The sequence below is a fragment of the Inquilinus sp. KBS0705 genome (genome assembly GCA_005938025.2).
In the GTDB taxonomy this organism is placed as follows: domain Bacteria; phylum Bacteroidota; class Bacteroidia; order Sphingobacteriales; family Sphingobacteriaceae; genus Mucilaginibacter.
The window spans coordinates 99,577-120,594 of the sequence record VCCI02000001.1 but is presented as its reverse complement, the minus strand read 5'-3'; the positions used below and the strand labels follow the sequence as shown (position 1 = coordinate 120,594).

Annotated in this window: 14 protein-coding genes and 1 pseudogene; 3 read left to right on the top strand and 12 right to left on the bottom strand. The window is 43.2% G+C overall.

From position 1 onward, the window contains the following. Positions 1–69: 69 nt before the first annotated feature. A complete protein-coding gene (locus FFF34_000575) occupies positions 70–816 on the top strand; it encodes a carboxypeptidase-like regulatory domain-containing protein (protein TSD65925.1) in 747 nt (248 codons plus the stop codon). An 8-nt stretch (positions 817–824) separates the two neighbouring features. Here the strand turns inward: FFF34_000575 and FFF34_000570 are convergent, their stop codons facing one another. The 3 genes from FFF34_000570 to FFF34_000560 all read right to left on the bottom strand — a co-directional run bounded on the left by FFF34_000570 (position 825) and on the right by FFF34_000560 (position 3,590). After that, on the bottom strand, positions 825–1,436 hold the full coding sequence (locus FFF34_000570; protein ID TSD65924.1) for a hypothetical protein: 612 nt from the start codon (positions 1,434–1,436) through the stop codon (positions 825–827). Next, a complete protein-coding gene (dctA, locus tag FFF34_000565; protein TSD65923.1) occupies positions 1,433–2,665 on the bottom strand; it encodes a C4-dicarboxylate transporter DctA in 1,233 nt (410 codons plus the stop codon). Before dctA ends, FFF34_000570 begins: the two co-directional genes overlap by 4 nt. An 88-nt stretch (positions 2,666–2,753) precedes the next feature. After that, positions 2,754–3,590: a sulfite exporter TauE/SafE family protein gene (locus tag FFF34_000560; protein TSD65922.1), complete on the bottom strand. Its 837-nt coding sequence runs from the start codon at positions 3,588–3,590 to the stop codon at positions 2,754–2,756. A gap of 128 nt (positions 3,591–3,718) precedes the next feature. Between FFF34_000560 and FFF34_000555 the strand changes: the two genes are divergently transcribed. Continuing rightward, positions 3,719–5,557 (top strand): UbiD family decarboxylase, encoded by a 1,839-nt coding sequence (locus FFF34_000555; GenBank protein TSD65921.1) that lies wholly within the window; start codon positions 3,719–3,721, stop codon positions 5,555–5,557. 181 nt (positions 5,558–5,738) lie between these two features. After that, positions 5,739–6,617 carry a 4-hydroxy-tetrahydrodipicolinate synthase gene (locus FFF34_000550; protein TSD65920.1) on the top strand — a complete coding sequence of 293 codons (879 nt, stop codon included), beginning with the start codon at positions 5,739–5,741 and terminating at the stop codon, positions 6,615–6,617. A gap of 198 nt (positions 6,618–6,815) precedes the next feature. On the opposite strand, the gene FFF34_000545 is transcribed toward FFF34_000550, so the two are convergent. From FFF34_000545 to FFF34_000505, 9 genes and pseudogenes are all read right to left on the bottom strand, one after another. Next, the gene (locus FFF34_000545) at positions 6,816–6,992 is read right to left on the bottom strand and encodes a histone H1 (protein TSD65919.1); all 177 of its coding nucleotides are present in this window, start codon (positions 6,990–6,992) and stop codon (positions 6,816–6,818) included. Between the two features lie 313 nt (positions 6,993–7,305). Next, positions 7,306–11,481 (bottom strand): hypothetical protein, encoded by a 4,176-nt coding sequence (locus FFF34_000540; GenBank protein TSD65918.1) that lies wholly within the window; start codon positions 11,479–11,481, stop codon positions 7,306–7,308. Between the two features lie 220 nt (positions 11,482–11,701). Continuing rightward, positions 11,702–12,946, bottom strand: coding sequence for a pyridoxal phosphate-dependent aminotransferase family protein (locus FFF34_000535; GenBank protein TSD65917.1), 1,245 nt, complete (start codon positions 12,944–12,946; stop codon positions 11,702–11,704). 137 nt (positions 12,947–13,083) lie between these two features. Continuing rightward, the gene (gene ftsZ / locus FFF34_000530) at positions 13,084–14,685 is read right to left on the bottom strand and encodes a cell division protein FtsZ (GenBank protein TSD65916.1); all 1,602 of its coding nucleotides are present in this window, start codon (positions 14,683–14,685) and stop codon (positions 13,084–13,086) included. A gap of 130 nt (positions 14,686–14,815) precedes the next feature. Next, complete coding sequence (ftsA, locus tag FFF34_000525; protein TSD65915.1) at positions 14,816–16,168, bottom strand: cell division protein FtsA; 1,353 nt, start codon at positions 16,166–16,168, stop codon at positions 14,816–14,818. Between the two features lie 68 nt (positions 16,169–16,236). After that, a pseudogene (locus FFF34_000520) lies at positions 16,237–17,085 on the bottom strand (cell division protein FtsQ). Beyond that, positions 17,078–18,433: a UDP-N-acetylmuramate--L-alanine ligase gene (locus tag FFF34_000515; GenBank protein TSD65914.1), complete on the bottom strand. Its 1,356-nt coding sequence runs from the start codon at positions 18,431–18,433 to the stop codon at positions 17,078–17,080. The pseudogene FFF34_000520 and the gene FFF34_000515 overlap by 8 nt, the downstream one beginning before the upstream one ends. Before the next feature lie 206 nt (positions 18,434–18,639). Continuing rightward, positions 18,640–19,746 carry an undecaprenyldiphospho-muramoylpentapeptide beta-N-acetylglucosaminyltransferase gene (gene murG, locus FFF34_000510; GenBank protein ID TSD65913.1) on the bottom strand — a complete coding sequence of 369 codons (1,107 nt, stop codon included), beginning with the start codon at positions 19,744–19,746 and terminating at the stop codon, positions 18,640–18,642. 57 nt (positions 19,747–19,803) lie between these two features. Beyond that, positions 19,804–20,952 (bottom strand): cell division protein FtsW, encoded by a 1,149-nt coding sequence (locus FFF34_000505; GenBank protein ID TSD65912.1) that lies wholly within the window; start codon positions 20,950–20,952, stop codon positions 19,804–19,806. Between the last annotated feature and the right edge of the window lie 66 nt (positions 20,953–21,018).

Genomic DNA, 21,018 nt, shown 5'->3' with positions numbered 1-21,018 from the left:
GTGAGGTAATGTTAAACTTTGTTAAACCCCTTCCCCACAGCCACATCGCAAATTATCTTTATCCTGTCGATGAAACACCTGCTGATCATTTTGTTATCCATCTGTTGCCTGCACGCAGAGGCGCAAACCATATCAGGCAAGATCATTGATAAAAGCACCAGAAAGTCTTTGCCATTTATTTTTGTAACGGCTTACTCGGGTAGCGCCTTTACTAAGGAAGACGGCACCTTCAGCATTAATATCACCAAATTTGCCGATACCATCCGTATAAATAGTATGGGATATAAGCCCTATATAGTGGCTGTTAGCCGTTGGGGTGACATATCCAGATTAATAGCCCTTGAACCACAGCCCCTGCAATTAGGGCCGGTAAATATTAAGGCGAAACGCGATTTTTATAAAGACTCTATCAGCACACGGCGCGAGTTTGCCCGGCAGTTTGCCAATAGCGGACCAAAGATCACCGATATATTACACCCTACGGCTACCAACGTACCCTTTGCCTTTGTTACGCTGGATGTAGGTATGCTGGTGGGGCTGTTCACCAAAAACAAAAGCCCCGATTATAAACTGAAGCAGCAACTGTTGCGCGACGAGCAGGAAAAACATGTAAGTCAGCGTTTTAATAAAAGCCTGGCGGCTCGCATCACACTGCTAAAAGGCGATTCACTGGAAGTATTTATCATTAACTACCGCCCTACCGCCGCCAAAATTGATAAGCTAAGCGATTACGATTTGATGCAGTACATTAAAAGCAGTTTGCAAACTTTTAGAACAGATAAAAGAAAGGCTACGGAGTTGCAGCCGAAGTTTTAAAACGAAAATTAGTATTTGTCCCTTCCAACGATTTTAAGGTCTGTTAAACTCAATAGATAATCGCAACACTTATAATAAGATGTTGAAGGCTCAGGAGTCCATCTATCAGTAAAATGATAACTGTCTCCGTGGCTGCTTTCTAATATCCATTGCGAGCCATCATTACCCGAAATTCCTTCCTCTCGATTCGGCAATTTAAAAAAATTTATACCTTGAATTTTTTTCATAAACGTTTCCCATTCGGCTTTGCTTAAGCTTTTTTTCTTATCCACAATGAGTTTTCCAGGCGAGTATCCCCCAGCCCCGCTTGACATTTTCCAATAAATAGTATATAAACCATTTTGATTTTCTATTCGTACTACAACAGGATGGTGAAATGTCCTAAGCCATGTGAAACGGTACTTTTCATACGAACTTCTTATGCTATACAGATTTGGTTCCTTTAACGCCCTCAATTGATTTGAATACCAATGATTCACAAAGGTGTCTATGCCGACATTTTTATTATTGCTCTCTGGAAAATAATTCTGTTTATTGACTTTACTTTGAGCAATAAGCATCATCGGTAACAAAACGATCCATAACAGAAGTGAATACTTTTTGAAAATCAGTCGCATCATGATATTTTCGGCTCTACAAACTCCCCCTCACTCTTAGCCACCACTATAGTTGCAACGCCGTTGCCTATTACATTGGTAATTGCCCGCGCTTCGCTCATAAAGCGGTCTACCCCTAATAATATAGCTACGCCCTCTACCGGGATAACTTTGATAGCCGCAAGGGTTGATGTTAATACAATAAAACCGCTGCCGGTTACGCCTGCCGCGCCTTTTGAGGTGATCATTAGTATACCGATGATGGTGAGTTGCTGCTCGATGGAGAGATCGATCTTAAACACCTGCGCCAAAAATATTACCGACATAGACAGGTAAATGGTAGTGCCATCCAAATTGAATGAATATCCTGCCGGTATTACCAAACCCACTACCGATTTGGAGCAGCCAAATTTCTCCAGCTTCTCCATCATCCCCGGCAGAGCCGATTCGGATGAGGAGGTACCCAGCACAATCAATATCTCTTCTTTTATATACCTTAAATACTGCCACAGGCTAAACTTAAACAGGTAGGCAATAATATTAAGCACCACAAATATGAATACTATCATGGTGATATACACCGATACCATCAGCATACCCAATGGTTTTAGCGTAGCAAGGCCGTAAGTGCTAATGGTATAAGCCATACCGCCAAACGCGCCTATGGGTGCAATGCGCATCACTATCCGCATCATATTAAAAAACACTTTTGACAGCTTATCAAAGGTGCTAATAAGCGATTGCCCTGCTTGGCCCATCTGGCTTAAGCCAAAGCCGAACAGTATAGCAATAAACAAAATTTGCAATATATCGCCGTCGCTAAATGCTTTAAATATATTGCCGGGGACGATGTGGGCTATAAAATCGCCCCATTTCATCTCGGCAGCGGCCTTTTGGTATACGGCCAATTTGGAGGTGTCAACCTTTACATGGTTATTAATAAAGTTTGCACCCGGCTTTATCAGGTTGGCTACTGTTACACCTATTACAAGCGCCAGGGTGGTCACCAGCTCGAAGTATAGCAGTGCCTTACCGCCTACCCTGCCCACTTTTTTTATATCGCTCATGCCGGCAATGCCCAGCACTATGGTAAAGAAAATGATAGGTGCTATGAGCAGCGTAATTAAGCTGATAAATATTTTACTGATAAGTTGCGCCGTAGGCGCGAAACTTTTAAAATATAATCCCACCACCACACCTAATACAATGGCCAATATAACCTGGAAGGTGAGGTTGCTGAGGAGGCGTTTCATTTTTTTGTGATTACACTGATTTTAGTTGATTAAACAGATTAAAGTGACTTATCATCTGCAAATCTGTAATTTGCACATCTGCACATCTTCATATTTTTCCGTTCAGGCCATTGTATATCATTTGTACCGCCAGTACGGTTACTACCACAGCAAATACCCAGCGCAGCCAACCCGACGATTTGGTATGCACCAATATTTTAGAGCCCGACATAGCGCCTAACAATACACCTATTACTACGGGCATGGCAATGCCCGGGTCGATGTAGCCGCGTTGCAAGTATACTACCGCGCTTGCTGCAGCGGTTACGCCTATCATAAAGTTACTTGTGGTGGTTGATACTTTAAAGGGTATGCGCATAATACCATCCATAGCAACCACCTTTAAAGCACCGGAGCCAATCCCCAACAAACCCGATATAACCCCGGCAAAAAGCATCATAAAAAACCCACCGGCAACACGGGTTACGCCATACTCAACCGTACCGTTACCGTCCGGATAACTACCATTCAATTTTAATTTGGCGGCCAGGTAACTGGGTTCGCGTAATATTTGTTCGGCCTTTTTACGTAACGACATTAATGCCGAAAATATCAGTATCACCCCAAATAAAACGGCTATGTATTGCACCGGAATGTAAACAGCAATTAATGCGCCTACCAAAGCACCTATAGTGGTGGCTATCTCTAAAAACATACCCAGCCTTATGTTGGTAATTCCTTCTTTTACATAGGCTGCCGCCGAGCCAGATGAGGTAGCGATAACCGAAACCAGGGACGCACCAATAGCGTAATGGATATCGACACCCAGCGCCAGCGTAAGCAGCGGAATAATAACCACCCCGCCGCCCAGGCCCGTAAGCGAGCCCAGCAAACCGGCAAAATAAGCACCGAATAGTATAATTATGGTAAATACAAGTACCGTCATGGGGCAACAATTGGTTATGGCGGTAAAAGTAATATAAATTAAACTGATGCGTAAAATGACAGTAGCATTTAATTTCCTTCCTGCTTTAATCCGCAACGAATAATATCTTTGCTGCATTAAACATACCTATGGGTTACAATAGTTTACAAGCCTGCATTACCGATCTGGAAAAAAATGGCCACCTTGTACGCATCAAGCAACAGGTTGACCCTTACCTGCAAATGGCAGCCATCCACCTGCGTGTGTTTGAACACCAGGGGCCCGCAATTTTGTTCGAGAATGTAAAAGGCAGTAAATTTCCGGCGGTATCTAATTTATTTGGTACGCTGGATAGGTCGAAGTTTATTTTTAGGGATACATTGCAAAAGATACAAACCCTGATAGATATTAAAAACGACCCTATTAAAGCTGTTAAAAATCCGTTTAAGTATGCTAATACGGCATTAACCGCACTATCGGCCCTGCCCATGAAAGTGCGCAGAGATGCGCCCATCAACTTTGGCCGTACACAAATTAGCCAGATACCACAAATTGTAAACTGGCCTAAGGATGGTGGACCATTTGTAACCATGCCACAGGTATACACCGAAGATATTCATGCACCAGGTATTATGCAAGCCAATTTGGGCATGTACCGCATACAATTAGGTGGTAACGATTATATACAGGACCAGGAAATTGGCCTGCACTACCAGCTACACCGCGGTATTGGCGTGCACCAAACCAAGGCCAACGCCAAAGGGCAGCCCCTTAAGGTGAGTATATTTGTAGGCGGCCCGCCATCGCACCCCGTTGCAGCAGTAATGCCCCTGCCCGAAGGTTTATCTGAAATGACCTTTGCCGGCGCGCTGGGCAACCGTCGTTTCCGTTATTTTTATGATGATGAGGGTTTCTGTATCTCTGCCGATGCCGATTTTGTAATTACGGGCACTGTAATGCCTATGGAAAATAAACCCGAGGGCCCGTTTGGCGATCACCTGGGTTATTACAGCCTGGCACACCTTTTCCCGCTGATGAAGGTGCATAACGTATATCATAAAAAAGATGCCATATGGTCGTTTACTGTAGTGGGGCGCCCACCGCAGGAAGATACCAGCTTTGGCGCCTTGATACACGAGATAACAGGCAGTGCCCTGCCAAAAGAAATACCGGGCCTGCATGCCGTAAATGCCGTTGATGCCGCAGGTGTACACCCCCTGCTTTTTGCCATTGGCAGCGAGCGATATACGCCTTATGTGAACGATCGGCATCCGCAGGAGATCATCACCATTGCCAATCATATTTTGGGTAAAGGGCAGCTAAGCCTGGCCAAATACCTGTTTATTGCAGCTAAGGAAGACGACCCTACTTTGGATGTAAACGATATAGGCGCCTTTTTAAAGCACATTCTGCAACGGATAGATTTAACCCGCGATCTGCATTTTCAAACCCGTACCTCAATTGATACGCTTGATTACAGCGGCGAGGGCCTTAACACAGGCAGTAAGGTTGCCATTACAGTGGCCGGCAATATAAAACGCGAATTATGGAGCGAATTATCTGCAAACTTTACCTTACCGCAACCATTTAAAAATTATAAAATGGTTATGCCCGGCATATTAGCGGTTGAAGTGCCCAAAAACAGCCGCACCAGCGATATGCCGCTTATGCTGGATATTTTACAGGAGCACTTAGTCGAAGCAGAATTAGGCGGGTTGCCGCTGATGGTTTTATGCGACGATGCTGGCTTTACCGCGCAAACCTTAAATAACTTTGTATGGGTAACCTTTACCCGCAGTAACCCATCGCACGATATTTATGGCATTAACAGCTTTACCGAGCATAAACATTGGGGCTGCACAGGCCCGCTAATGATAGACGCGCGTATTAAACCGCACCACGCGCCGGTACTAGAGAAAGACCCCGCAACAGAGAAGCTGGTTGATGCTATGGGAACTAAAGGTGGCGAGTTGCATGGTGTAATATGATTTCACCGATTGGTTTTAATTACACCGATTAATGAAACTCGTCGAAAGGCCTTTGCGCACGTCCTTCGACGGGCTCAGGATGACCCGCGTTTTTACATCTGCAATCCGCACATCTGAAATCTGAAATCTGCACATCTAATATCTGCACATTTACTATCTTAGCATCCTTTTAATATTTAACATGAATAAATTTTATGGAACTGGAGTAGCAATGGTAACTCCTTTTCGGGCAGATGGACAGGTAGATTATGACGGTCTTCAAAAATTGATCGACTACCTTATTGACGGGGGCATTGATTACCTCGTATCGTTAGGTACAACCGGCGAAAGCGCCACGTTGAATAAAGGAGAAAAGAAGAAGGTTTGGGCGGTTACTGCTCAAATTGTAAATAAACGTGTGCCTTTGGTAGCAGGCATAGGTGGCAACAACACTTTAGATACCGTAGCCGAAATAAAGGCATTTGATTACGACGGCTATGATGCCATACTATCGGCAAGTCCGCATTATAACAAGCCCACCCAGGAGGGTATATACCAGCATTATAAAGCCATTGCGGCAGCCAGCCCTTTGCCGCTTATTTTATACAACGTACCCAGCCGCACAGGCAGCAGCGTTAGTGCCGAAACCACTGTACGCTTGGCTAATGATTGCGATAACATTATTGGTATTAAAGAAGCATCAGGTAATTTTGACCTGCTTAACCAACTGATGCGCGATAAACCCGAGGATTTCCTTGTCATATCCGGCGACGACCCTATTACATTGCAAATGGCGGCGATGGGTGCAGCAGGTGTAATATCAGTAATAGGCAATGCCTTACCAAAGCAATTATCGGCTATGGTTAATTTATTACTAAAAGGCGATTATATAGCTGCGCAGCCTATCCATTACAACCTTATCGAGTTTACCCGCCTTATGTTTGCCGAAGGCAGCCCCGCCGGCGTAAAATCGGCATTAAAAGAATTAGGCATTTGTGGCGATACCCTGCGTTTGCCACTGGTAAATGTAAGCGAAAACACTGTAGAGAAGATAAAAGAAGAGATCAGGAAGATAGGGTAGCCACCATAACGTCATAGCGTGTAGCGATAGCGACAAAGCGATATCCACACCATACATGACCACCCTGCATTAAGGGAGGTTGCTTCGTACCTCTTAATTACGCCTTATTAATATTTAACGGTTACACATTCATCAAATAAAAAATCCGGTCAGTACTACTAACCGGATTTTTTATTTTGGAGTAAAATACGCTACAAATTAGGCTTTGTTTTTTGCTTCCTGTACCTCAAGGCGGATAGATTGCGCCAGGTTTTTCAGGTCTTGCATGCCTTTACGAACGCGTGTACCAGCAGCGCTGTTACCTTTGTTATAAAATTTGTCGGCATCAGCTTCAAGGGATGCAACCAGCTCTTTTACTTCAGTAAATTTTTTCATTGTGAGACTCCTTTTAGTTTATGAGGTTTATTGTTTTAATTAAAGCTAAAGCTAAATGGATTTTTGATAATTTGAAACTTTTACAACATAAAAATAGTGCCTTTAAAGTGGTATTTTTCCACATTTTTCACCTTTTGAAGTTGAAAAAATATCCTTTTTGGTATTAAAAAGATATTATCCATTTGTTAACTTAAGTACTGTTTTACAATAGGTTAAAAATCGGAATTTTATTTAAACAAAGGTTAATTTATTATTTAATACCTTACAAACTCTGAATTTTAAGCATATCTGCAGCAGTTTTGCCTTTTGCCATTTAATTAGCCCCATTATCGCCATTTAACATTAGCTGTTTTACTAAAGTTTTTTCTAAACCACCTATTTGTATAAAATAGTTTGGCGCTTGCTTAGATCTGAATTTACGCAGATCAACAGGTATTACCGTATCGCCAATATTTACATTTTGCTTTTGCATGTATACAGTTTTGCCTAACACATTCACTAACCAAATAGTTATTGGCCGGGCAACCTTTGCATGCAGGTATATTTTCACATCTCCGTTTGACGGGTTTGGCGACACCTTGAAATCTGAGGGCTGGTCCTGGTCGGCTGTTGTGCCTTTTTTATCGGTGATGATACCGCTTCCTTTTATAATTTTCCGCTCGGCATAAGTATTGTCATAAGCCACACTCAAAGTAACGTCCGACGTAACCTTTATACCCTCGTTATCTAATAATGCCCCCGGCTTGCGGCGTAAAATTAGCTCAAATAATACGGTGCCGTCGCTTAATGTTTTGGCGTTATTACCAGGGTCGTTCCAAATGGCGGTTAATATGCCTTTGGCCTTATGAAAATCGGTAAACTCTATGCCAAGCGTATTTTTGCTAATGCCCTTATACTCCAGTTTACTTTTGTTCCAGCTTAAGGTATATTGCAGGGCAAGCAGCTGTTTAAAGTTTTTTACTTTTACAGGTATAACCACATCTGTTTTATTGTAAGCATTAACATCATTATGGTAAAGCTCAATATTTGTACTTGTTGCGTTTAGCCCTACATGGTTACTGCTTAGGTTGATCAGATTGGATTCATCGGGCTCGCCTATCATTATCTTAGGGTTCCAATCATACGTTACATCCCCTATTTTAACACCTATAAAATCCTGGCTATTAACCGATGAGTTTAACGACTCGTAAGTACGGTTTGATACGAACGGGAAGGGATTATAATAATAAGGCGTGTTATTAGAGTTTACAAAGGCCCACATCCTTTTACCGGGAAAGGTAGTATCTATACCCAATATCATACGGCGTATGTGTACCAGATCGAGCGCCGAAACAGTACCCGAATTATTTGCATCAGCCGCTATTAACTTATACGGCGAATCGAACAATGTTTTTTGTAACAAGTGCGCCTGTATAAAGGTGATATCTAAAGCAGTGATGCCATTGGTTTTTTGTTTATCGTTATCTTTTGCAGGGGTTAGTATAAAGTTGCCGCCTGTTGCCAGCGGAAACTTAAAATCGCCTTGCACACCTGTGCGCTTGGTAACATTGGTGGTACCGGCTAAGGTTACATATACGTAGGGCACCGGCTTATTTAACGGTGTATATATGCGGCCGCTAATAGCAAGTGTATTATTAACTATAATGTTGGCTGTTGCCGGTAAACTGTTACAACCATTCACCACTGCCACAACCGAATAAGGGCCACTCATGTATGAGTCGGCATTGGGTATAATAAGTTTTTGTCCGTAGTAAGTGTTTCCTGTCGGGGTTGTCCATATATAATTACTGGCATTGGCTACAGTGCTTGCAGTAGCTTTTAGGGTATCGCCCAGCAATAAAGGCGAATTGCTTGTAATTTTTGGCGCGGGCGGTATAGGGTTCACAACAACCTTAACCACATCCGACACTACCAAACACCCACCCGAGGTGGTAATTATAACCTTGTAATTGCCGCTTGCTTTGGCTGCATAGGTAGCCGATTTGGCTGTAGTTATAGCTACATCATTTTTATACCACTGATATTTGCCAGGCGCGTTTACAGTAAGGTTTACCGATTCGCCTGCACAAACATTTGTTGTAACAGGCTGTATAATGGCACCTGCCGGAACAGTCACCTGCCCATCATGCGTAACTACGGGTACCAGGTTAAGTACTTTATGCGATGCCTCAAAGGGCAGTGGATCCTGCAAAAACTGCACATTGGCTACACCTGCATTTTCGGTTAAAGCCGCTATACTGAACCGTATTTTAAACAATACTGTATTATCTGAAAGCGTAACCCCTTTAGTAGTTACATCGTGCCATACAAAGGTTAGGCGGTTTTCGCTTGTTTTATTAAAATTTGCCGCTGTAATACCCATTGATACCGGCCCATAGTTTACAATAGAGCTGTATTGCAGGATACTGTTGTCCCATCCAAAACTTCCCTGTAAAGATGCCAGGTCTTTAAAGTTTTTTACGGTAACGGTAACATCTACCGATGCCGGGTATTTTGTATTGACGGACGGGCAAAACGCCACATTATTCATACTCAGATCGAGCGGTTTTACATAGGTAAAGCCAGCCAATGTTGCTGTACCCCCAGGTGTGGTTACACTAATACTACCGCTTGCACCATAGGCCACCTCGGCAGATATTTTGGTAGGCGATAATACGGTAAATGATGTAGCTGCTGTGCCGCCAAAACTAACGGACTGCACATCGTCGAAACCAGTACCTGTAATGGTTATGGTGGCACCTGCGGCACCTGCGTTTGGTGTAAACGATTTTATAGTTGGCGGCGGTACATAGGTAAAAGTATCTATGCTTGATCCCGCGCCTTTTGGTACGGTTACTTTTACAAGCCCGGTTTTACCTGTGTTTACAACAGCTGTTATTTGGGCACTGCTTACAATCTTAAATGATTTTGCGGCTACCCCGCCAAAGCTTACCGCTGTTGCGCCTGTGAAATTCTTACCTGAGATGACTACTGTAGTACCGGTTTTTGCTTTACGTGGCTGAAAATCGGTGATGATGGCGCCCGTGTATGTAAAACCATTATATATAGCTGTACCGCCAGCATTAGTTAAAATAATTGCGCCCGAAGCACCTTCGCCTACAGTGGCTGTTACTGTAGTTGCCGATACGTACCTTACACTTGCTGCCGGCACGCCACCAAAGGTAACCTTAGCATCTGCAGAAAAATTAGTGCCTTTTATAGTAATAACGGTACCCTTAGGGCCTGTTTTTGTACTCAGAGAAGTAATTGTTGGCTGCGGTATGTAGGTAAAACCTGCTTTAGTTGCTGTGCCGCCATATGTAGTTACCTGTACATTGTTTGTTAAAGCCGATAGCACGGGAACCGTTGTGGTTATGGTTTTAAAATCTGCCCCTATGGTAAACGGGGTAGCATTATTACCACCAAAAGTTACACTGGTAGTGCCTTTAAAATTGGTGCCTGTAATTGTTATATTTTTACCATAGGCAGCTTTAGCAGGTGTAAAAGATGTTATGGTTGGGGCAGGTGGCGTGTAAATTTTGCGTATACGTTGGTTGCTAATATCGGCAACAAATAATTCTCCTTTTGAATTTAGGGCTAAGCCATAGGGGGAAAAGGTGTTGAACTGTGCTGCAGGTACGTCATCGCCAAAAACACCTGAGTTACCTTGATTAGTTATTAAAGTAGTGGCACCGTTTGCCAGTATTTTTACAATTCGACTGGCACCATAGTCTGATATGAAAACAGTACCTGCTGCATCAACTGCTAAGCCAAAAGCATTAGCACTAACATATGAAGATGCATTGGCAACAAAAAAGATATTGCCACCCGATACTATCTTTTGTACACCATTTTGCCCGGCTACATATATATTGCCATCGGCACCGGCCGCAAGCGCGGTAGGGTTTAACGCAGCTTGCGTTGCAGGTACATTCTCGAAAGTGGCACCGCCGCCGCCTGCAAATAAACTAATTATACCGGCCTTGGTAACTTTACGTATTATGTTGTAATCTTTATCGGCTATATACAGATTATCTGACTTGTCTATGGCTAATGCCTGCGGGTTTGCAAGCAATGCGCTAGTGGCATTTCCACCGTCGCCGGTTTTGCCATACGCACCCGTGCCCGCAACTGTTGTAATCACGCCCGCCGCTGTTATTTTTTTAACCATACGGCCCCCTGTAAGAGAAAAATAAACCGAACCTGAAGCATCTATGGCTAACCCACCAATTTGTTGATAGCCATTTTGCTGGGCCTGGGTTATGTTAAGCACCACAGATAATATGCCGCTTGTGTTAACCTTGTATATTAAATAGCTATTTGAAAAATACACGTTACCGGCGGCATCTGTTACTACTGCCTTAACATCCTGAAGTGATACATTAATAGCGGGTACGCCATTAGCCGCGTTACCTACTCCGCCGCCTGCGTAAGTAGTAATTAAAGGCGTTTGCGCTTTGGCATTAAAACATAGTATGGCTATAAAAAAGGCAAGTAAAATTTTATTCATATGTATAGGTTTAAGCAATAGTATCTCGGCAGGGGGAAACCGATATATTAAACAAGTCGTTACGTCATTTAATATATGCCGTGAAAATAATAACTTATAAATAAATAAGCAATACTTTAACCGCTATAAATTAAACGTATCAGGAATATCATTAACTGATATTCATAAAAAAAGCCCTGCTAAATATTTCAGGGCTTTCATTTAATAATATATAGCTTGCTTATGCTATAGCCATTTTATTTGTTTTGTAGTAACCTTTTTTTAGTTTTTGGGCTACCTCGCTAAATGCCTGTAGCGTACGTTCTACATCCTCAAGGGTGTGTATAGCTGTTGGTATCAGCCTAAGTTCTATTAAGCCCTTAGGGATAACCGGATATACCACGATAGAACAAAATATACTGTACTTTTCGCGCAGCTCCATGGTGAGGCTGGTGGCCTCGTTTAGGTCCCCTTTCAGGAAAACCGGGGTAACCATGGTATCGGTTATACCAATATCAAAACCATGCTCAACCAAGCCATTTTGCAGGGCTTTGGCAATTACCCATAACTGCTGGCGCAGCTCGGGCTTTGATCGTAATAGCTCAAAGCGCTTTTTTAAACCTAATACCATTGGCATAGGCAAGGCCTTTGCAAAGGTTTGCGACCGCATATTATAACGCAGGTAATTGATGATCTCGGTATCGGCAGCAACAAAAGCACCAATACCCGCCATTGATTTGGCAAAAGTACCAAAGTACACATCTAATCCTTCTATACAATTTTGCTCCTCGTGGGTGCCCGCACCTGTTGGGCCCATAGTACCAAAACCGTGTGCATCGTCTACCAATAACCTAAACTTATATTTATCTTTTAATTTGATGATCTCTTTTAGCTTACCCTGCGCACCCGACATACCAAATACACCTTCGGTTATCACCAGTATACCTCCACCGGTTTGCTCGGTTAAGCGTTCGGCGCGTTCCAGTTGCTTTTCGCAGCTTTCTATATCGTTATGTTTGTAAACAAAGCGTTTACCCATGTGCAGGCGCACCCCATCTACTATACAAGCATGCGATTCGGCATCATAAACGATAACATCATTACGGTCTACCAATGCATCAATAATTGATACCATACCCTGGTAACCATAGTTTAGTAAAAAAGCGGCATCCTTACCCACAAAATTGCCCAGAGCTTGCTCCAGCTCTTCGTGGTGTTTTGAGTTGCCCGACATCATACGCGCACCCATAGGGTAGGCCATTCCGTAATCGGCAGCAGCCTCTGCATCAGCTTTACGCACTTCGGGGTGGTTAGCCAGGCCTAAGTAATTATTAAGGCTCCATACCAAATGCTCTTTACCATTAAACATCATGTGGGGGGCTATCTCGCCTTCTAAACGGGGGAAAGAAAAATACCCGTGCGACCATTTTTGATGCTGCCCGATAGGGCCACCCATATTCTTTATAATCTTATCGAATAAATCCAAAACGCTTATTTTCTTAATTATCAATATTTTTGCAAATATAACCCTTAAAATGCCCTGTATCAAGCCTAAATTGCAGGCACTTAACAAAAAAGGCCCCGTGCGTTAGCAAAGGGCCTTATTGATAGGGTTTAGCTCAATTAGTCTACATTATCGTGAAGGAAGGAATTATTGTTCCTTATCTCTGTTTTGCCTTCGCTATCGGGCAGTAAGGAGAACCTTGATATCTGGCTTTCGTCAGATGCAGGTGTTTGCTGCAAAGCAATCTCTTTACGTTTATATGCCGGTACGTTTTCAAGTTCCTGTATGTTGCCGTTGCGCAGCTTCATGCTCAGGTCTTTTAGGCGCATAATGCGCTCGCGCGATTTACGTAACTGCTCTTCTATAGATTCATCCGTTTTATCATCGTCTGCATTGGCTATAGGCTCGGGTTCAGGTTCTTGCTGTACTTCGGCTTTGGCAGGTTCAAAGTTCATAACGGTTTCGGTAACCTTAAAAGTAAATTCCGACATTTCGGGTTCTTCACTTATTTGCGGCACTTCATCGGTAAGGTCATACTTTATCACCTCGTCTTTAGCATCCTGCTCTTCGGCTTTAGCAAACAGGTCAAATAAACCGGTTTGTTTTGGCTCGGCTTCTTTACCCTTCATGTAAGGCATAGCAGCGGTTTCACCGTCGGTTTTTACCGGGGTAATAAACTCGTTAACCGGCTTAACCAATGGTGCATTTTCGGGCACCAGCATCGATACTATTTTTTTGTTGCTGTTTTCTTTTTCGCGCTCATCCTTGGTTTGGAAACCGGTAGCGATGATGGTTACAGATAGTTTGTCGCCTAAATTCTCGTCCTTGCAGTTACCCCATATCAGGTCGGCGGCTAAACCGGCTTCTTCCTGTATATAGTCGGTAATAATGCTCACCTCATCCATGGTTACTTCTTTTTCGCCAGAGCTGATGTTAAGCAATATGTAACGTGCACCTTCTATCTCGTTATCTTTTAATAAAGGCGATGATAAAGCACCTTCAACCGCCTTTAATGCACGGTTTTCGCCTTCGGCAGCGCTGCTACCCATTATAGATACGCCACTGTCTTTCATTACGGTGCGCACATCTTTAAAATCAACATTGATATAGCCGGGCAGGGTGATGATCTCGGCAATGCCTTTGGCTGCAGTTGTTAAAATATCATCAGCCTGTGCAAATGCCGAACCAAGGGTTAAGTTACCAAATATCTGGCGAAGCCTGTCGTTTGATATTACCAGGAACGAATCGACATATTTTTTCAATTCTTCCATACCCTCTTCGGCCTGCATTTTACGGCGTTTGCCTTCAAAAGAGAACGGAGTGGTTATAATACCAACGGTTAATATATCAAGTTCGCGGGCTGCTTTAGCGATGATAGGGCTTGCGCCTGTACCTGTGCCACCACCCATACCTGCTGTAATAAATAGCATTTTGGTATTAACGCCAAGCATCTGCTTTATATCATCGATATTTTCGATAGCAGAGTTTTTGCCAACTTCGGGGATAGACCCAGCACCCATACCTTCGGTTAAGCTTGCGCCTAACTGTACCTTGTTTGGAATAGGGCTTAACTCAAGCGCCTGGGCATCGGTGTTACAAATTATAAAGTCGACACCCGTTATTCCTTGCCTGTACATATGGTTTACCGCGTTACCACCGCCGCCGCCAACACCAATTACTTTGATGATTGACGATTTTTCCTTTAACATCTCAAACTGCATAATCCTTGTTTTCAGCTATATGTATTCCGTTGATTAGATAGACTTCGTTATTGTAATATTAGCACTTTATCCACAAACTTTATCCACAATTGTCAGTAATGTGGAAAAGTAGTTTTCGTGTTAATAAATATTATTTCAGGAAGTCCTCGTCCTTAATATCGTCCTTAATAAACTTCTTTCCCGACTCCAATATCTTGCCCAGCAAGCCAAACTTTCTGTCGTCGGTATACTTGGTTTTTTCGGCCTTAATTGTTGTTGCCGGCGCGTGCGCCACATCGTTGTATTCCATTTTTTGGATACCTTTTATCAACAAGCCAATACCTGTTGCAAACGTTGGGCTCTGCAGCTCTTCGTAAGTGGTTTTAGGCAACACTTCGTTTTTGGCCAAATGCTCGTTAGGGTAGCCTACGCGGCAATCTAAACCGGTAACGTATTCAATTAATTGGGTTAAGTGCTTTAACTGCGCACCACCGCCTGTAACCACAATACCTGCTATCAGTTTTTTCTCGTAACCTGATGATTTGATCTCGTAGTACACATGTTCTACAATTTCTTCCATACGGGCCTGTATAACAAAGGCCAGATTTTTAACCGATATCTCTTTAGGTTCGCGGCCGCGTAATCCGGGCACACAAACTATCTCGTTCTCTTTATTTTCTTCAGCCAGTGCCGATCCAAACCTCACTTTTAACTGCTCGGCTATGTTACGCATTACCGAACAACCCTCGCGGATATCTTCGGTTACGCTATTACCACCAAACGGTATAACAGCCGTATGGCGTATAATACCTTCGTGGAAAATGGCCACGTCGGTAGTACCACCACCTATATCTACTAAAACCACACCGGCTTCTTTTTCCTCGTCGCTTAAAACCGACTCTGAAGATGCAAGTGGCTCCAGTATCAGTTCCTGGCTTTCCAGGTTGGCTTTGTTAACGCATTTTACTATGTTTTTTATAGCCGTTACCTGGCCAGATATGATGTGAAAATTGGCTTCTAAACGCACTCCGGCCATACCAATCGGGTCTTTTACGCCCGGTTCGTTATCTACCGTAAACTCTTGCGGTAATACGTGGATGATCTCCTCGCCCGGGGGCATTACCAGGTTGTACATATCCTCTACCAGTTTATCAATATCCTTGCGGCTTATTTCCGAGCTTAGGTCCTTACGGGTAATTAAGCCCCTATGTTGCAAACTTTTGATATGCTGGCCCGCTATACCTACATTCACAATGCGTATCTCTACGTTTGATTGTGTACCGGCTACATCTACCGCCAGTGTAATGCCTTGCACAGTTTTGTCGATGTTTGACACCATGCCGCGCGTAACACCCGCCGACTCGGCTTTGCCGATGCCCAAAACCTCAATTTTGCCGTTCTTGCTTCTGCGGCCAACAATTGCGCAAATTTTAGTGGTTCCTATATCAAGGCCTACTACAATTGGCGAACTTTTTTCTTGTGTTGAACTTTTGTCCATATAAATTAATTTTTAATAGATGTCTTTTTATCTGTGCTTTCCATTATAGGCATGTCGTCTGCCTTGTCCAGTGTATCTTTCTTAACCACTATGCGTTTTAACGAATCAGCTTTTAACGTTTCTATGCGTTTAAGCGAGTCCATTAGCGTTTCGTTCTTTATGCCTACAACCTGGTTGGCGTATTTTATATTGATGACCTTGTAAGCATCCCAGCCAACCATCGGCAATGCTTTTTTGTAAAATATTTTAAGGTTACTAAACTTAAGGCCAAGCGAATCGGCATTGCCCAGTAATATCCTTTGATTCCCTACCCGGGGTATTAACTCCAGTTCATGATCCTGGTTTACATATATCTGCGCTATTTGCGCATCCCACAACGAGTCTTTACGAATAAAATCCGCCGTTTTAAAAATGTCTTTCGCCAAAGCCGAGTGCAGCGAATCAACCTTATTGGCAAACAATTCGTCTATAAAACCATTGGCCACCAATACCCTTGCGGTGAAGTTTTGCGATAGCGGCATTTTTAACCCATGCTGGTCTACATAAAAATCCTGATCAAAGCGGTTCATTACCCGTAGTATAGGCTGGCGCTGGCTAACCTCAACCTGCAGGGTGCCGTCCATATCCATATATACCTTGGCAAACTCCACAAAGGGGTTGTTTTTTAATTTAGTTTCTAAAGCATGTATATCAATATTCTCCATTCGGCGGCCTATTAAGGTATGGCTGCTCATTTGCAAAATATTATCAACCTCCTGCCTGTCAATAAAATACTGGTTACCGGGTATATATACCTTTACCGCCTTGCAAACCACTTCAGCCTTTTTAACTTCGATAAAACTCATCAGCACCACCAGGCCGGTAAGGGTAGTTGCCCAACCCAAACCTATTAACAGTGGTTTCCATATGTTCTTTTTAAACATACTCCAGGGCTTGTTTTAAAGGTTTAACCAAAGTATCAATATCACCCGCACCTACTGTTAACAGCAATTCGGGTCTTTCATTCTTTATTATCTGTATGCTTTCGTCCTTACCCACAATGCGCTTGTTGGCCAATTGCATGCGGCTCAAAATCATGTTGCTGTCCACCCCCTCAATAGGTAATTCGCGGGCGGGGTAAATATCCAGCAGCAGCAGCTCATCGGCCATGTCCAATACCTCGGCAAATCCGTCCACAAAATCGCGTGTACGGGTAAACAAATGCGGCTGAAATATTACTGTCAGTTTTTTAGCCGGATACAGCTTCCTTACAGATGTTATCGCCGCCCGCAATTCTTCGGGGTGATGCGCGTAGTCATCAATATAAATATGTTCCTTAGTCCTCACGATGTATTCAAACCTGCGTTTAATCCCTTTAAACGAGCCTAATGCTTCGCGTATAGCCTCGGCAGGCACTTCTACGTGCAAGGCCGCCTCAATGGCTGCAGTAGCATTCTCTATATTGTGAAGGCCGGCAATACCCATACGTATGTTAGGTATACTAGTACTGCCATCATTAAAATCAAAATAAAAGCTGCCATCCTCTATACGCACATTTGTTGCCATAGCGCCAGCTTCCTGGTTCATGGCGTAAGTAAAGCCATCGCCCAATGGTAAACCTTTATGGTAGATAAGTACCCCGCCCGGCTTAATTTGCGACGCAAACAGGCGGAACGACTCTTCTAACTGCGAATGGTCGCCATATATGTCCAGGTGGTCGGCATCCATCGATGTAATGATAGCGATATCAGGGTTCAGGGTTAAAAACGAACGATCGTATTCGTCAGCCTCAACCACTACAATATCATTTTTACCATACAGCACGTTGGTTTGATAGTTGGATGATATACCACCTAAAAATGCCGAGCAATCTTTACCCGAATCTTTAAGGATATGCGCTATCATACCCGATGTAGTGGTTTTACCATGTGTACCGGCAACGGCTATAGTAAACATGCCCCTGCTGATAAGCCCTAAAACCTGCGAGCGCTTTTGCATTTCGAAGTCACGCTTTTGGAAATAGTTTAATATTACCGAGTCCTTAGGAATAGCCGGCGTGTAAATGATCAACGTACCGTCGCATGGTTGCTGAAAACTTAGCGGTATCCAATCTTGCCTATCTTCAAAAACTACCGGGATGCCCTCGTTATGCAACTCGTCTGTTAAGGCAGTATGGGTTTTATCATAGCCACATACAACGCAACCTAAATGGTGGAAATAGCGTGCAAGGCCGCTCATGCCTATGCCCCCTATGCCTACCAAATAAACCCGTTGTACGCTTTTTAATTCCATTGTCTTTAGTGAGTGGTTGATTATGTTGATTGGGTGAATGGTTACAAGCACCCCTTTCATCATATCAGCCTGCCTATATTTTTTTCTATTCTCTAATTACTACTCTCTGATCTATCTTATACTTAAAACTCTCTATTCATCCAATCAACCAATAACCAAACCCTTAAAAAAAGGCTATCCCCCGTGACAACGGGAGATTAGCCAGTTTAATTGTTGATTGTTATTTGGATAACCTCTTTGGCAATTACTTCATCAGCTTGTGGCAATGCCAGCTTAGCTATGTTATTGCTTAATTTTTTTTGTAAATCTTTATCTTTTAATAATTCTAATGCTTTATCTATCAGTTTTACTTCCGCATCCCTATCTGCAACAAATACAGCCGCTGTTTCCTGCACCAGGGCCAGCGCGTTTTTTGTTTGATGATCTTCGGACACGTTTGGCGATGGCACCAGTATCACCGGCTTTTTAACCACGCACAACTCGGCAATAGTACCCGCACCTGCCCGCGATATGATCACATCGGCAGCGGCATAGGCCAGGTCCATACGGTTTAAAAATTCCACTACGCATATATTGGGGTTAACATTGCTGCCCAATTGTTCTAATATGCTTTTATAATAAAACTTACCTGTTTGCCATATTACCTGTACATCAGCGGCAATTATTTTATCAAGCCCGGCCAGTATACTGTTGTTTAAAGTGCGCGCACCTAAACTTCCACCCGTTACCAGTATTGTTTTTTTAAACGACGAAAGCTTATATAATTCTAATGCCTGCATTTGCTTACCGGCAATATCTACCGATTCCTTGCGAATAGGGTTGCCTGTTTTGATGATCTTATTGGCCGGGAAAAATTTCTCCATCCCATCAAAAGCCACGCATATTTTTTTTGCCTTAGCACCTAACCATTTATTGGTGATGCCGGCATAAGAGTTTTGTTCCTGTATCAAAGTGGGTACACCACTTATTGATGCCGCGTATAACAACGGCCCCGATGCATAACCACCCACACCTACCGCCGCGTCGGGTTTAAAATCTTTTATAATTTTAACCGACCGGCGCACACTTCTTAATAATTTGATAGGGAACATTACATTTTTCCATACCGATTTACGCTGTATGCCCTGTATATCTAAACCTATAATTTTATATCCTGCAGCCGGCACTTTTTCCATCTCCATACGGCCGCTGGCACCTACAAACAATATCTCGGTAGCCGGATCAAGCTTTTTTAAGGCATTGGCAATAGCAATAGCCGGGAAGATATGCCCCCCTGTGCCGCCGCCGCTAATGATTATTCTTTTTGCTTTCACCGATTCTATATTTTTATCTTGTCTCTTGCTTCTTGAATCTTACTTCTTGATTCTCTTTTAAGCTACCTCTCTAATTTCTCCCACCACTACCTTTTTAGGCTCATCAATATCCCTACTTACCGATAGGATAATTCCGAACGCTATGCTGGTAAACAGTATAGATGTACCACCCATACTTACCAGTGGTAAAGGCACCCCTGTTACCGGGCCCAAACCTACCGCCACCGCCATATTGGCAAATGCCTGTATGGTTAAGCTAAAACTTAAACCTGCCGCTAATAAGGCGCCAAACGCTTTTGGTGCTTTGGTTACAATCTTAATACAACGGAACAGCAGGAAAAGGTATATGCCTACCAGGGTAAAACCGCCTATCAATCCGTATTCTTCTACTATCGTGGCATATATAAAATCCGAATAGGGGTGCGGCAGGTAGTTACGCTCGGTACTGTTGCCCGGGCCTTTACCTACTATACCACCTGTGGCTATCGCTATCTTAGAGTGGTCAGACTGGAAGGATTTATCCTTATCAGCTGCCTCGGGGTGCATGTAGGCATGTATACGCGATACATAAGTTGCACGGCGTGGCCCTAAAAACACCACACCCGATAATAATACCGCTCCTGCTAAACATACTACCGCTATTTGCTTAATACTGATACGCCCTATGATCAACAATAATATGCTCACTCCAAACAGCATCAGTGCGGTAGAAAGGTTGGCCAGCGCTATCAGTATAAACACAATGCAAACCGAACCCATAATAGGGATGAAGGAGTTTTTAACATCCTTAATATTTTCTTGCTTGCGCGATAAGGTACGGGCCAAATAAGTAATTAAAGCCAACTTCGCCAAATCGGATGTTTGGAAAGTAAGGCCGGTACCCGGTATAGATATCCACCTGCTGGCATCGTTTACGTGGTTACCAAACAATAGCGTATACAACAGCAACGGAATAGTAATGGCCATCAAAATTTTTGAGATACCGGCATAATACCTATAATCTAACCGGTGCGAAATATACATCAGCGCTATACCACCCACTACCATGGCCAGGTGTTTCATCAAAATAGATTCGGCACCAACGCCGCGCTTATAAGCCAGCGTACCGGTTGAGCTATATACCGCCAGCAATGATATCACTGATAATAATATGACGATAAGCCATATCCAGCGATCCCCTTTTACGTTACTGAGTATTTGATTCATTTTTTTTTGATTACACCGATTATATTTTGATTACACCGATTAAGGCGATTTTATCTTTTCATTTGC